The sequence below is a fragment of the Roseofilum reptotaenium CS-1145 genome (assembly GCF_028330985.1).
Classification (GTDB): domain Bacteria; phylum Cyanobacteriota; class Cyanobacteriia; order Cyanobacteriales; family Desertifilaceae; genus Roseofilum; species Roseofilum reptotaenium.
In genome coordinates this window covers 22,442-37,624 of sequence record NZ_JAQMUE010000037.1, presented here as the reverse complement: position 1 = coordinate 37,624, position 15,183 = coordinate 22,442, and the positions used below count along the sequence as shown (strand labels likewise).

Annotated in this window: 10 protein-coding genes and 1 pseudogene; 1 reads left to right on the top strand and 10 read right to left on the bottom strand. The window is 43.7% G+C overall.

Annotated features, from left to right (window positions below; all coding sequences use genetic code 11):
- The 6 genes and pseudogenes from PN466_RS06230 to PN466_RS06205 all read right to left on the bottom strand — a co-directional run.
- Positions 1-216, bottom strand: a pseudogene (locus PN466_RS06230) (winged helix-turn-helix domain-containing protein); the annotation flags it as partial.
- Positions 217-328: 112 nt separating this feature from the next.
- The gene (gene ftsH / locus PN466_RS06225; RefSeq protein WP_271937827.1) at positions 329-2,194 is read right to left on the bottom strand and encodes an ATP-dependent zinc metalloprotease FtsH; all 1,866 of its coding nucleotides are present in this window, start codon (positions 2,192-2,194) and stop codon (positions 329-331) included.
- Between the two features lie 90 nt (positions 2,195-2,284).
- Positions 2,285-3,124 carry a hypothetical protein gene (locus PN466_RS06220; RefSeq protein ID WP_271937825.1) on the bottom strand — a complete coding sequence of 280 codons (840 nt, stop codon included), beginning with the start codon at positions 3,122-3,124 and terminating at the stop codon, positions 2,285-2,287.
- Between the two features lie 144 nt (positions 3,125-3,268).
- Positions 3,269-3,580 carry a type II toxin-antitoxin system RelE/ParE family toxin gene (locus PN466_RS06215; protein ID WP_271937824.1) on the bottom strand — a complete coding sequence of 104 codons (312 nt, stop codon included), beginning with the start codon at positions 3,578-3,580 and terminating at the stop codon, positions 3,269-3,271.
- Between the two features lie 2 nt (positions 3,581-3,582).
- Entirely contained in the window at positions 3,583-3,843 is a 261-nt protein-coding gene (locus PN466_RS06210; protein WP_271937823.1) for a ribbon-helix-helix domain-containing protein, read from the bottom strand.
- A 136-nt stretch (positions 3,844-3,979) separates the two neighbouring features.
- Positions 3,980-5,983, bottom strand: a complete 2,004-nt coding sequence (locus PN466_RS06205; RefSeq protein ID WP_271937821.1) for a response regulator — start codon at positions 5,981-5,983, stop codon at positions 3,980-3,982.
- 348 nt (positions 5,984-6,331) lie between these two features.
- Here PN466_RS06205 and PN466_RS06200 point away from each other — a divergent pair, with 348 nt between their 5' ends.
- A complete protein-coding gene (locus PN466_RS06200) occupies positions 6,332-9,058 on the top strand; it encodes a PAS domain-containing hybrid sensor histidine kinase/response regulator (RefSeq protein WP_271937819.1) in 2,727 nt (908 codons plus the stop codon).
- Here the strand turns inward: PN466_RS06200 and PN466_RS06195 are convergent.
- The 4 genes from PN466_RS06195 to PN466_RS06180 all read right to left on the bottom strand — a co-directional run bounded on the left by PN466_RS06195 (position 9,006) and on the right by PN466_RS06180 (position 15,145).
- Positions 9,006-10,151 (bottom strand): sensor histidine kinase, encoded by a 1,146-nt coding sequence (locus tag PN466_RS06195; RefSeq protein ID WP_271937817.1) that lies wholly within the window; start codon positions 10,149-10,151, stop codon positions 9,006-9,008. The genes PN466_RS06200 and PN466_RS06195 overlap by 53 nt on opposite strands.
- On the bottom strand, positions 10,148-13,075 hold the full coding sequence (locus PN466_RS06190) for a response regulator (protein ID WP_271937815.1): 2,928 nt from the start codon (positions 13,073-13,075) through the stop codon (positions 10,148-10,150). The genes PN466_RS06195 and PN466_RS06190 overlap by 4 nt, the downstream gene beginning before the upstream one ends.
- A gap of 129 nt (positions 13,076-13,204) precedes the next feature.
- Positions 13,205-14,728 carry a serine/threonine-protein kinase gene (locus tag PN466_RS06185; RefSeq protein WP_271937814.1) on the bottom strand — a complete coding sequence of 508 codons (1,524 nt, stop codon included), beginning with the start codon at positions 14,726-14,728 and terminating at the stop codon, positions 13,205-13,207.
- Between the two features lie 27 nt (positions 14,729-14,755).
- Positions 14,756-15,145 (bottom strand): DUF4359 domain-containing protein, encoded by a 390-nt coding sequence (locus PN466_RS06180; RefSeq protein WP_271937812.1) that lies wholly within the window; start codon positions 15,143-15,145, stop codon positions 14,756-14,758.
- Positions 15,146-15,183: the final 38 nt, after the last annotated feature.

Sequence of the window (15,183 nt, the reverse complement as noted above, 5' to 3'; positions counted from 1 at the left end):
GTGCATCAGGGTAGGTTCTCTGGAGTTGCTCTAGCTCTGTGGACAGTTTTTTTTCCACTCTTGCTGCTCACTTTCGTCACTTTTAACGTCAGAGGGTCGGGGAACCCTGAGCCGAAATGTCATTTGTCGCAGGATTTCCCATCCCCTTTGCCGGCTAATTTTTCTTCCGGTTACCCCAGTTAACCACTCGGCAACCTTACGACCATTCCACAATCCTCATAGCCAATGAACCAGACTAGATATAACGATCGAAATAGGTAGAGACAAGGTGTACCTTGTCTCTACGATCGCCCGACTATTTCTCTTGAAGCTTGTCATCCATCAATATTTAGGATGGAGAAGAGATCGGACTGACGCGATCCAACCACACTTGCAGTTGTTCGCCTTCTAACACTTCAGTTTCTAAGAGTTTTTGGGTTATTTGTTCCATCAGTTCTTGATTGTGGGACAAAATGCTAAAGGCTTTTTCATATCCTTGTTCGACAATTTCTTTGACTTCGCGATCGATGGTTTGGGCAGTGTCGTCGCTCATCATGCGGCGAGTGTTGCCACTACCATTACCAAGGAAGTTTCCAGACTGAAGTTTTTGATAAGCTAAGGGGCCTAAGACTTTGCTCATGCCGTAGGTCGTGACCATTTGTTCGGCTAAGTTTGTGGCTCGTTGCAAGTCGTCAGAGGCTCCGGTGGAAATGGTATTAAAGATGAGTTCTTCGGCAGCGCGTCCGCCGAGTAACATGGCAATTTGGTCGCGTAATTCCCATTCTTCCATCAGGAACCGGTCTTCAGTGGGCAATTTGAGGGTGTAGCCGAGGGCAGATAGACCCCGGGGAACAATGGAGATTTTGGCGACTTTGCTGCCTCCCGGCATTAAGGCTCCTATTAAGGCATGGCCGACTTCGTGATAAGCGACTCGTTTTTTCTCACGATCGCTCAATACACGGCTCTTTTTCTCTAGTCCGGCGATCACGCGCTCGATCGCCTCTTTAAAATCAGCTTGAGATACAGCTTCCCGGTTGTTGCGAGCCGCGAGTAATGCAGCTTCATTGACTAGGTTGGCGAGGTCTGCTCCCGCAAATCCAGGCGTTTGGGTGGCGATCGCCCTCAAATCAATATCTTCCCCAAGTTTAACTTTTTTAGCATAAATCTCCAATATTGTCAACCTTCCCGCTAAATCCGGTCGGTCTACCAGCACTTGGCGATCGAAGCGTCCGGGACGCAACAAGGCAGCATCCAAGGCTTCTGGGCGGTTCGTTGCTGCTAAAACAATCACCGTGGCATCCCCAACTCCAAAGCCGTCCATTTCCGTCAAAAGCTGGTTTAGGGTTTGCTCCCGTTCATCATTCGAGCCACTTTGCCCCGCGCCACTGCTACGGGATTTACCAATGGCATCCAATTCATCGATAAAGATAATACAGGGTGCTTTCTTTTTCGCTTGTTCAAATAAATCCCGGACTCGTGCAGCTCCCGTGCCCACAAATAGCTCTACAAACTCGGAAGCTGAGATGCTGAAAAAAGAAACATTTGCTTCTCCAGCAACGGCTTTGGCTAAAAGAGTTTTTCCGGTTCCTGGAGGGCCAACTAATAACACGCCTTTAGGAATTCTCGCACCGATGTTTTTGAAGCGATCGGGACTTTTGAGAAACTCCACAATTTCTGCTAATTCAATTTTTGCTTCTTCGACTCCAGCCACATCCGCAAAGGTTATTTTTTCTGATTCTCCTTCTACATAAATCTTGGCTTTACTCTTACTAATGGCGAGAGATTGGGAATTCCCCCGATTGAGGAAAAACTGAAACGCAACGACCAAAATAATCGGTGGTATCACCCAATTTAAGAGAACAGCAAACCAGGTATTCGTTGGCGGTGGAGCCGCTTGAAACAGAACCCCATTCGCTTCTAATCGCTGGACTAATTCGGGGTCAAATACGGGAGTCGTTGAGAGTAGGGGGCCGAGTTCTTCTGAGCCGTTTTCTGATTTCAGGCGATAGCGGATTTCGTTCGACCCAATTTGCACACCAGAAATCTGATTATTCTTGACTTGAGATAAAAATTCACTGTAGGGAATGGTGGGCAGTCTCGGCCGTGTAAATTGAGGGAGAATATAGTTGACTGCTACAATTACCCCAGCCACACCGACTAAAATCCAACCCATCTGTTGAGGTCGAGGTAATTGGGGCTTTTTCTTAATACTCATAGATTCAATGAACTCTCAATATTTAAATTAGTCGTTATACCAGTTTAGCCATTAGCCATTCCCTATCATCTCTTACCCGTGCCCAGCACACTAAGGGTTAGGAGGTTGGGAGAAATAGAAGAGTTTCCATTCTCCTTGAACTTGGCCAAATTGAATTTGGGGGTCTAGGGGAGAATAGACATAGCGATTATAAATATAACCAGCTTCTCCACTCGGTAACCAGATTGCTGTCCATCCATCAAGGGGACTGGAAAAGGTGTTAGATGTTTCCTCTATTTCTTCTATTTCTGTGTCCTCTGATGATGAAGGATTGCGGGTTAAGACTTCGTTGGAGGCGACAGAAATGGCCTCGCTGTCGATATCGGGCCCAGATCGCACATTCACCCCCGCTCCCACTACAACCACCTGGTTCTTTTCCCAGTCTAGTCTAGGTTGGGGTGAGTCGGCCAATGGGGGATAGGCTTGCAGTAGTTCGGATTGTACGGGGGGACAAATCCAGAGGGATGTAAATGGATCAACATTAGCATCGGTGGGATCCGGTTCGGCAATGCATCCGAGGGCGATCGCCTTTTCCAGCTCTTCCCACATCCTCACTTCTCCCATGGTCTCCCATAAAGGACTCTCCTCTGGCAGCAAGTCCATAATAAAGTCTGAATCTCGGTTTCCTACTGCATGACGAAATTCTCGACGAAATTCATCAAACTCGCTTCCCGGTTCCACATCATCCCGATCTAATAGATTTAAAGGGCGGATTTCTGACGGAATCTCCATAGACGCATTAGGGGAAACCGCAGCAGTAGACGGTGTTCGAGAAGGTTGGGATGCAGGAGTATTCACAACCGGGCGATTATGCCAGAATAGGGCAAAGCTGGCTCCTCCTAGGGTAGCCGTCACCAGAGTCATCAACAATAGGCTGTAAAGGTTATTCATATTTTATTAAGGCAAAAGGTAAACCCCCCCTGTGTCTCCCCAAGGAGGGAAGCTAAAAGGCAATAGGCAATGGAAGAAAACCGAGTTTGTGCAACCCTTTTGGAGGGAAAACCGGTTTCTAGACCTTGAGCGATCGCCCTTGTACTATTCCCTTTCTTCTTCATCTGGCTCAAACAATGCGTTTAAGTTACGAGAACCGTGTACTACCCGCAGAATTTCTAGGGTATCATCCGTAATCTGATAGAGAATAATATAGCCATTTAAGGGCACACCGCGCAAACCTTCTCTAATTTCTCCATAAGTGCGTCCTAGCTTGGGAAAGTTCATCAGGTTTTTACACTTTTTCTGAAAAGCTGCAATCCAACGCTCTCCTTTTTCAATATTAAATTCGGAAAAATAATCGATGATCTGATTTAAATCACGACTAGCCGAAGGAGCAATGATGTAACGATTCATAGTTAACTTTTACGGGCTTTGTTGATTTTTTCTTTGAGTTGAGCAACAACAAATTCACCATCAATACCTTCACCTTGTCTGAGTTCTTCAATCGCTATATCTACTTTGTTCCGAGTTTCTTCTACCCACTCCTCGTAGTCTCTATTTCGTTGAGACAGTAATTGTAGAGCTTCAGAAATTACTTCTTCTGGAGTATGGTATTTTCCACTATTGATCTGTTGTTGAACTAAGTCAGCTTGTTCACTCTTTAAGGTGATATCCATCAGTCTATTTGTGCCAAAATTTATCTATAATTATAGCATTAGAGATCGCCACCAACAAAGAAACCGGGTTTCTGAATCCAGAATTGGGTTGAGAGTCCAAAAATTTTGCACAAACCCGGTTTCTAGGTCTATGCCTCTACCCCCGATTTTTTCGGGCTAAATGTAGAGCGTTTTCTGCCCGTTGACAAAGTTGCTCTAATTCTTGACCGTGATCGGGAAATTGGGCACAGCCACTACTGAGGGTAATTTTAATCGGTTTTAAACCACCAATATCCATCCGATCTACTTGAATGAGGATCTGTTGGATTAATCGCTCAGTTTGTTGAGGATTGATTCCGGGAGCAGCTAATAAAAATTGATCGTCTCCCCATCGGGTAATTAATGTTTTTGGGGGGACTTGCTCGAGTAAAATTTGGGCAATATTTTTGAGGACGCGATCGCCTAATCGATAGCCTCCCTGTTGATTAATCTGTCGAAAGCGATCGATATCCAGAATAATTACAGCGAGAGACTGACGATCTTGATGGCATCTCTCTAACTGATGTTCAAGTTGTGTCCAAGCCGGATAGCGACGGATCAGGGCGGTTAATTCATCGCGTGGATCGATTTGAGGAGAGAGATTTAAGCAAGATTGGAGGAGTTGATACCTCTCCAGACGGTTTAAGATGCGGGTAACTAATTCGGAATCGGTGGCCGTTTTATTCACGTAGTCATCCGCACCCAGGGAATAAAGGCGATTAATGGTTTCTGGGTCTTTGTAGGTGGTTAAAAAGAGAATGGGTAAGTTATTCCAATCTGGATCGTTGCGAACGGCTTCACATAAGTCTAATCCGGTAATATCGGGCATATCGATGTCTAAAATCAGCAGATGGGGCTGGACTTGCTTCAGGGTTTGCCAAAAGTTATGGGGGTCTCCCAAGGGGGTAACGTCAATTCCCCAGGGGGGGAGACAGGTGGTGAGACGTTTGTGAATTAAGGGATCGTCGTCAACTGCGAGGACAACTAGGGGAGCAGGAAGATCGGAGTCTTGACGATCCGGGAGATCCAAAGATTGCTCTTCTTGCTGTTGTTTTGGGGTCTGTTCTTCAGGGGGAGTAAGCAAGACTTGCAGTTGTCTTAGATGCGATCGCAACTTGCTCCCCTGATGCCTAACCTTATCGGATTGGAAAATCATTTCTATTAACCGAGCGATTTCCGATCCTTGGGGATAGCCAAACATGCCCAAAGAGCCGACTAATTTGTGGGCGGTGCGCCGTCCTTCCTGGCGCATATCTTCTGATAAGGTACCTTGTTCTAAGTCAGTGATCGCATCATCTAGAAGGGTTAACCGCTCTAGAATCGGCCCTTTGAAAGACTCCCATAATTCGGCGATCGTTGCCTCAGTTTGAGCTTCTGGAGTCTCCAGTTTCTGAGGTTCAGCGATCGGGACGACAGGGGGAGTAGGACTTGGGTCTTCTGCTGCTTTAGGGGGTACGGTTTTCAAACGATAACCCATACCATAAATGGTTTCGATGACCCCATCTGCACCTACATTTTTTAATTTGCGTCGCAGGCGCTTCACATGGGCCCGCACCGTATCTTCCCCTGGGCTATCAGGAAATGACCATAAATAATCTAAAATACTACTACTACTAAAGATTCTCTGGGGATGGCGCAAAAATAATTCCAGCAAACTATACTCTTTGGCAGATAGAGAAAGATCTTTTTGTTGATAAGTCACCTCAAAAGTTTTCGGATTTAAAGATAAATCTCCCCAGATTAACAGGGATTGGGTATAGGTTTGCCGACGACGCATTACGGCCCGAATCCGAGCATTCAGTTCTTCTAGGGTACAAGGTTTCACGACATAATCATCGGCTCCAGCATCTAGACCTTTGACTTTATAAGTACTCTCATGTTTGGCGGTTAATAGGATAATCGCGCCTTGATATCCTTCTTGTCGTAAACGATGACATAAATTGAATCCATCTAGCTTGGGGAGATCGATATCTAATAAAATTAAATCGTAGGTGAGAGTATCAGCATATTCCCAGCCAATTTCCCCATCATGAGCAATATCAACTACATGATGTTGGTGGGTTAAGGCTTTCTTGAGCATGGGTGCTAAAATGGGGTCATCTTCGGTGATTAAAATTCTCATAGTTATGGCTTATTCGTGCTTTGGAGCGTGGAAAGAGGAAATAACCAGGGGAACTGGACAATAGTTGTTACACACACAAAGAAGAGGCTCACGATCCCACAATGGGAATCCCTCAAGTGTTCAAGGCTATCCCTGAAGCGATCGCCAATGGACTGAACCAGTTACCCCAGGGGGCGGATTCAGGATTTGACTTGAATTTTTACATATTATCTGACTCCTCCGATCCGAGCTTGATTCTTATACAGGTAATAGATATTCTTGATAGACTACTTCAGTAACTCTAAAGATGACTGAAGCTGAGTTTCAATCCTCATCTACAGCTCTGTTGATGCCAAGGACATTCTCGCCATGAGAGACGATCTGACGGATAGAACCCATAGTAGGGATACTCAAAGGGCTGAGATCTCGAGCGGCGATCGCCTGGCTCTCATTACCCGCTATCCTAGCCAAGGAGAAATTATACAAAACCAGTTAGTTCAACTTGGGTATGACGTTCAAATTTTCCCGAATTGGGAAGATCGTATCCCCTCAGGCTTTCTACCGAATTTAGTCTTAATTCAATCCCATTCTGCCCATTATTGGCAACCGGTTTACCAAAGCCTCAAATCCGATCCAAAAACTCATGGTATTCCTTTGCTGGTGTTAACCAATGATTCAGTCGATTTAGCAACCGTCAAAAGATTAGTTCTTCAGGGAGTAAGCTTTCTCTCTTCCAGTCAACCCATGGATCTGGTCAGTGCGATTGAAGGGCAACTGCATCAGCATCAGCTAAGAGATCAATTAAGGGAAAAATCTGCCTATCTCCTACCCTGTCCAGAATGTTATCTATGGCAACAACCTCTCTCCCCATCTACTTCTTCAGAGTATTTGCTCTCCGGAAATTCATCCTTATTAGAAGTACAGCGGATTGCCCACTTTGGCAGTTGGGAATGGGAGCGTCAGGAAGAGATTCGCCTCAGTCAGGAAATTCGAGGATCGCAGGAAACCTATCGTATTTTAGGGATTGATCCCCAACGGTTGACCTATGCACAAGTGTTGAAAAAGCTCCCTGCCCAAGATCGCCGGGAGTTTCACCAGCGTATCCAAGAGGCGATCGCCACAGGAAGGGCCCAAGAATGGGAATTAGCTCTCTGTAGTGGCGATCGACAACTGCGCTATTGTGAGCTGCGAGTGCAACCGATTTTAGGGATGGATAGTAAGGTGAGGGGATTATTTGGCATTCTCCTCGATATTAGCGATCGCAGGCTTTTAGAACAAAAAATCCAGACTTCAGAAATGGAAATGCGCTCTGTATTTGGAGCGATGGGAGATATTGTCTTAGTCCTGGATCGAGCGGGGGAAACCATTAAAATGAGTCCCACGGCTCCGGCTTTGGGAGAGGGAGTCGAACTCATTTCGGAAACCATTAATCAGATTATTTATGGAGAGCAACGAGAAACACTCTGTCAGCAGTTACAACAGGTGGTAGCCGATCAAATTACCCTTACTTTAGATTATGCTCTCGATCTTGAAGACTCCAAGGTTTGGTTTTCGGCGACCTTATCTCCTATGTTAGAGGATCAAGTTATTTTGATTGCCCGTGATATTACTGAACGCAAGCAGGTAGAATTAGAACGGGATCTGGCTCTAGAACAGGCGGAATCTGCCAGCCGTGCCAAAAGTCGATTTTTAGCCAATATGAGTCATGAATTAAGAACCCCCCTGAATTCCATTTTAGGATTTACTCAGGTTCTCCTGCGAGATGCTTATTTCTCTGACGAACACGAAAATTATCTCAATATCATTTATCACAGTGGAGAACATTTATTAGGGCTAATTAATAATATTTTAGATTTATCCAAGGTTGAAGCGGGTTATATCGAGGTCAATCCTACCTCGATTAATATACAAGTTTTCCTCGAGAGTCTCTATCAGATGTTAAATCTGAAAGCAGCAGAAAAACAGCTCCATTTTGAAGTGCAAAAGATAACTCGATTGCCCGAATGCTTGGAAACAGATGAAGGGAAGTTACGGCAAATTTTGATTAATTTGCTCGGTAATGCGATTAAATTTACCACTCGTGGACAAGTTATTTTACGGGTGGGTTATATTGAACAGCGGGAAGAACAGCATTTATTAGCTTTTGAAGTAGAAGATACTGGCCCAGGAATTCCCCCAGAGGAAATTGAGTTACTGTTTCAACCCTTTCAGCAGACTTCAACAGGGTTAGCATCCCAACAGGGAACCGGTTTAGGCCTATCGATTAGCCATAAGTTTGTAGAGTTATTGGGGGGTAAGTTAAGCGTATCGAGTGTCGTCGATCGAGGTAGTATTTTTAAGTTTCAGATTCCGGTAGAACCAGAGTGTTTACTCAAGAACCCAGGACATCAAGAACATCCACGGGTAAAGGGTTTAGCACCGGATCAACCGTCTTATCGCATTTTAGTGATTGACGATTACTCAGAGGATCGCCAATGGTTGGTTACGTTGCTGGAAATAGTAGGATTTGTGGTTGAGGGGGTAGCCAATGGCAAAGAGGCGATCGCCCAATGGCACCATTTTAATCCAGATCTGATTTTGATGGATTTGCGAATGCCCTATCAGAATGGATATCCAACTATTGAACAAATTTGTGCTATCACTCAGGAAAAGTCTATACCGATTATCGCGATCACAGCCATGATCTTTGAGGATGAAGACCAGTTAAACGCTCAAATCAGTTACGATCGCATACTCTATAAACCCCTTGAAGAGTCTATTCTTTTGACGACTATTGCTGAATTTTTATCCTTAGAGTATACCTATGAAGATCCATTAAGAATCAGTATTTTCTCAGAGCCAATCCATGCGGAAAAGGTTGATGTTAGCATATTTTTGACGATGCCAGAGCTATGGCTCGAAGACATATACCATGCCACCATTACCTTGGACGATCAAAGGATTCTAGAGCTAATTGAAGATTTGCCCGGCGATCGAGCTGAACTCATACAATTCATTGAGCAGAAATTGAATGGGTTTGATTTTGAGAGTTTATTAGACCTAATCACTCCATTACTTCCTGAATCTCTTCTTCAGCACCAGACATTAGAAGAGTGAAATAAAAGGATGTTCCCACATCAACTTCTGATTTAAACCAAATTTTACCGCCGTGGTTCTCAGCAATTTTGCGGCATGTAGCTAGCCCAATGCCATGACCACTATATTTTTTGGAGTCATGAAAGCGCTTAAAGACTTGAAAAACTTCTCCGGTTTTGTCTGGGGGGATACCAATACCATTATCTTTGATACTAATTAAGCATTTGTTTTTCCGAATGACCACTTTGATTTGAATTTCTGGTTGTCGATCTGGAGCTGTAAATTTAATCGCATTGTTAATTAAATTTTGAAACAGTTGAACAAGCTGAAGTTCATTCCCTTGCACCGTGGGCAATGAAGAACAAATAAGATTCACATTTCGTTCGGCGATCGCACTGGCTAAGTTTTCTTTCACTTGCCCAATAATTTCATTACAATCAACCGGTTCTAAAGCGATCTGCTCTTGTCCCATTTTGGCATAGATCAATAAATCCTGGATTAATCGTTTCATGCGGTCGCCCGCACTAATAATACTTTGTAAATGAGTATATTCTTCAGGTTCTAATTTATCTTTTAACGTAAACTCCAGAATGCGAGCAAATCCTAAGATACTTTGCATCGGTTGCTGTAAATCATGGGAGACTACAGAAGTGAATTTCTCTAGTTCGTGATTGGCTTGAGTCAATTTCTCATTATTTTCAATCAGTTGCTGTTGCAGAGAACGAATGTGTAAATGGTTTTTCACTCTAGCCAAAACTTCAGCATTCTTAAATGGTTTCGTAATATAGTCTGCCCCTCCTAACTGGAATGCCTTCACCTTATCCCACGTATCATCTGAAGCACTAATAAAAATAATGGGTATATCATAGGTTTTAGGATCGCTTTTTAAGGCTTCACATACTTGATATCCATCCATTTCTGGCATTCTAATATCTAATAAAATCAAGTCAGGCAAACAACTATAAATGGAGTCAATCGCTGCTTTTCCACTCAATGCTTTGCGAACTTCATAGCCCATACCACTTAAAATATCTGATAATAAGCGCACATTGACGACGTTATCATCAACAACTAAAATTTCTGCATAATTGATCAGTTGAGAGTTCATATTCATAGTATTTCTTGGGAATGGGCAACATTTTTTACCAGATCTAGGATTCGATCAAATTGAAAGTTATTCGACCAGTTTTCTAATCTATCAGCTAAACCTTGGTGTTCAGAAGGAATGAATTGAATTAAATCAAGAATTTCTGAATCCGACCCCTTACGAGCCGCTTGGAATAACCGATCGATCCAATCTGGAGACATTTGTGTTAACCGTTCTTTTAAGTGGTCTGAATCCTTCTCAATCGTTGGATCGGGGTTAGACTTTATCCAATCTACACTAGAAAATTCCGTCAATTCTGGAGTCAGATAGGTAGAGTCCAATGAGTTAGCATATTGATAATGAACTCCTAAATGCTGGGCAATTTTTTGCCACACGACTTCTTCTTGAAAGGGTTGCTTCATGTAGTCATCCCACCCATCTGCTCTAAGATCTCCGAGTTGATCTGAGGCCAATTCAGGGATCAGAGCAATTAGCACGGTTTCTTTGCCTTTGGGTGTGGCTCGAATGGTCTCAGTGAGGGTATGACTAGAGATTGCCGAGAGTTGGATATCCATCAAAATTAAATCGGGTAACCAGTTTTTACATAGAATTATGGCTTCTTCAGTTTGAGTGACTTCGCGGACTTGAAATCCAACGGATTGTAGTAGATTCACTAAGTATTGTCGGCTGGCCCAGTGATCTTCAATTACTAATATACGATAGTTCGGTTGATTCGGGGCGAGTCCAATGACTGGGGAAGGGCTACTCTCCTCATTAGGATGAATACTTTTGTCCAGAATAAAAGGAATTTGAAAGCTAAACCGAGACCCCTGGTTCACTTGGCTTTTGACTTTAATTTGTCCTCCCATTAAATTAACTAATCTTTGACTCAGGGCCAGACCTAACCCGGTTCCGTCTTGGGACGGGGGGTTAGAAAATGGATTAAATAGGGTGGATAAGAATTCTGAAGACATGCCAATCCCTGTATCTTCTACCTCGAAGTATAAATAGGAAGGGCAAGAAATCCGGAGGGTAATAATGCCTGAAGGAGTGAATTTAATACTATTATCGAGTAAATTAATCAGGACTTGTCGAAGTTTATGTTCATCGGTTTGGATGGTTTTGGGAATATTCTCTTCCTGAATTAATTGAAAAGTCAGTCCTTTGGTTGTGGCTCGAGTTCGGATGAGACGGCTGAGGGAGTCGAGAAATTGGTAGAAATCGAAGGGTTGGGGATAGAGTTTGATGCGCCCAGATTCAAGTTTGGACATATCTAAAACATCGTTAATTAAGTGCAATAGATGTTCGCCACTTTGGTGAATAATGCTTAAGTAGTCTTGGACTCCATGGCTGAGGTTTGCATCTTGTTGCAGAATTTGGGTAAAGCCTAAAATACCATTGAGGGGAGTTCGCAGTTCATGGGTCATTTTGGCTAAGAATTCACTTTTTGCTTGGTTGGCTCCTTCGGCGAGATCTTTGGCCTGGGCTAGTTCTTGGGATTGTCGTTGGGCAGTTTCGAGGACTTTGGCTTGTTGCAAAGTGATGCCAAGTTGTTCGCCAATTTCGACCACAAAATGAATTTCACTGTCTGTCCAGAAGCGGGGACTAGAGTTTTGATAACAGGCTAGGAGTCCCCAAAATTCGGTTTCGGTGAATAGGGGAACGGTCAGATAGGCTGTTGCTTGGAATTGGCGCAGGAGATCGAGATAGCAGTCGTTGAATCCTGCTTGTTCGATGTCGGGAACGCAGAAATAGGTTGTTGGGTATTTGTAGCGTCCGCTGCGGTTGTTTTGGAAGTGGGTATCGGTGATGATCGGAGGATCTGGGGTGTAGAGATTGACGAAACAGCGATCGCTCTCTAGAGAGACAAAGGGGTTAGTCATTACGGATACCCAACCTTTGCCCACAGATTCGGCCACAAATTGGCCACTCCAGTCCGGATTAAAGCGAAATATACCCACGCGATCGCACTGTAGGGTTTGGCGGATATCCTCGGTGATGGTGTAGAACACTTGTTCCATATCTAGGGTACTGCGCATCCGTTCAAGGATTTGACGGGTGGCTCTTTCGAGTTTGATTTTCTCCTTTAACTCCGTTAATACTTGGTTGTGTTCGATTTCTATTTTTTTGCGTTCAGTAATATCATCAAATAAACACAAAATATAAAATTTAGCTTGCAAATTAAGTAATTCAGCCGAGAGGAGAACCGTGCGGACTTCTGAGGTTTTGGTTAAAACTTGGAGTTCGTAGTTTTGGAGGCGCTGCGATCGCTTGAGTTCTTCTAAGAGCAGATCTTGTTGCTTAGAATTAGCGCACAAATTCATCTCCATCGGGGTTTTACCAATGGTTTCTGCTTTAGAATATCCCGTAATATCTAGAAAAGCTTGATTGAGATCGATGAATTCTCCATCAGGATATGCGGCGATCGCCATGGGATAAGGACTGAGTAAAAAAGCTTTAGAAAATTTTTCTTCTGACTCCTGGAGTGCCTTTTGAGTTTTTTCCTGCTGTTCGATTTCGTATTGTAATTGGTGATTTTGATCGAGGAGTTGTTTTTCTAAAGTCTGAATTCTTAATTGGTGCTTGATTCTGACCAAAACTTCTTCAATCTGAAAGGGTTTGGTAATATAGTCACATCCTCCGACTTCAAAGGCTCGGATTAAGTCAATGGGATCATCCAAGGCACTAATGAAAATTACGGGAATATGAGACATTCTTGGGTTTTCTTTTAACCGTTGACAGACTTGGTAGCCATTAAGATCGGGCATTCTAATATCAAGTAAGATTAGATCCGGAGGAGCAGCTTGAATACTAATCAGAGCCATCTTACTATTTTTGACACCACGAGCTTTATAGCCTGCTTGTTTGAGGGCGCTGCACAGAACATGCAGGTTGTTCATGGAATCATCAATAATTAAAATTTGAGGTCGAGGAGGCTTTAATGCTACCATCTTTATTGTTTTTTTATATATAATAAGGCAACCGGCAACCGGCAACCGGCAAGAGGTGAAAGGCAATAAAAGATATCCTAAGTATCCTTATATATTCCTTAGGAAAATATAACAGAAAACTCAAAAACTCTAAACCAATCCACAAATAATACACTTAGAAGCGATCGCCTCTACATGCTTTGACCAATCCGATCCTTTGAAGCGAGCGGGAGAGGGAAGGTGAGCGACGGGAGCATTACTTTTATACTGAATATAGTCCTCCGTATTGCCACTGGGCCGCAAGGGCCACTTCAGGGCTTGGCAAAACGGGAAGTACTCTTCTCCTGCTTGTTGATAGACCTGAAACTGAAGCGTAAACCCAAAGCGTCCCTCACTGGCCTCAACCCACAGTCGATCGACGGTCTGGAAATCTTCACAATGAATATCCGTGATATTACGAGGATCTAAAAAAGAGCTAATCGGTTTACCCGATGCTTTATGAAGACAATTCCAGGTCTCTTGATCGGCTGCTTTCCAGCGCTTCATTTGCAGTAGATTTTGCAATTTTGTATAATCAACACCCACAGCAGACTTCAATTCTACGGGGAGTTCGGAGGAGCCAAAAACCCAAGTTTTAACCATATGAAGGGGGTTAAATGCTTTAGGGGTAACTTCTGTGGGTTGGTTACTGATAGCGGTGCGACTTGAAGAGGGACGGGAAGTGAGAGGTTTCGGTTTTTGAGATTTAGGTTTTTGGGATTTGGAAGCTGCTATAGAAGTGAAGGAACCAGGAGAAACTGATAATACAGATAGTACTTCTGAGGCTGATTGAAAGCGTTGTTTTAAATTCCGGGCAACCATGCGATCGAGGGTTTGGGCTAACGTTAAATTCACCCGTTTTTCTGGGAGTAAATAGTCTCGCCATACCCATTTTTCATTCGCAATATCATAGAGTTCTAAGGGAGCCAGTCCCGTTAACAAATGGAGACAAGTGGCTCCTAAGCTATATAAATCACTGGCTGGAAAAACTTTCCCTCGCAACTGTTCTAAGGGCATATATTCTGCACTACCAACGATCGTTCCGGTTTGGTTTAAGGTGGTTTGTGAAACCCATTTCGATACGCCAAAATCAATTAATACGGGTAGATTATCCTTTTTGCGGCGGATGATATTTTGAGGTTTAATATCCCGATGAATGACCTGATTATCATGAACAAACTGTAAAACGGGTAAAAGATCTCGCAGCAGTTGTTCAATTTCTTCGGGTTCATAACCCCCTTTTTGTTGCAATTCCTGAGTGAGGGTTGGACCGTCTACAAATTCTTGCACTAAATAAAGCTGTTGATCTTGTTCAAAATTGGCGAGTAAATCGGGAATTTGATTGTGTTTTCCTAGCTCATCTAAACGAACAGCTTCTTGACGAAATAACCGTTGAGCTTTATGAACGACCCGATCGCTAAACCCCTTGAGATAGAGTTGTTTGACGACTCGGAGAGGTTGGGACGGAATATCTTCGTCAATAGCAATAAAGGTTTTACCAAATCCCCCTTGACCGAGTTGACTAATCGGCCGATAGCGTTGTCGGAGATAGAGGGAAGTGCCACAACTGGAGCAAAATTTAGTGTTATCGGGATTTTGGGGGGATTTGCACTCGGGGTTAACACAGTAACTCATGGGGATATCCTGACAACGAAAGTGACGTTATTGGGCGGATCTTTCTTCTGCCTTCAAGATATGGAAATGGGAAAAAACTCCTAGGGTTTCAAATTCGTAAGCAGGCAGAAAGGCGGCAATTGATAGATTAGTTCGATAGACACTAAACAGTATATAGTCTTGACGCTCGGTGCGTTGGGCAATGATGGTTTGCAGTTGGGGTCGAGCTTCTTGGAGGAAGTTATCGCAAGATTCTTGCAGGATGTTGCCAAAGCTTTGATCGGCTTTGTCGCAAACGTTTTCTTGGAGGTATTCGACTAACTGTTGGGAGGCAAACTCTTCATAGTTGGAGGATTTGGGGTTGGTGGCAACCATTGCTCCGGTTACGGTAGCGATCGCCACTCCTCCGACTAAAGCCACCATTTTTAGCGCTTTCATAACCACATTCCTGTCTAAATGCCATTCTTGACCATACA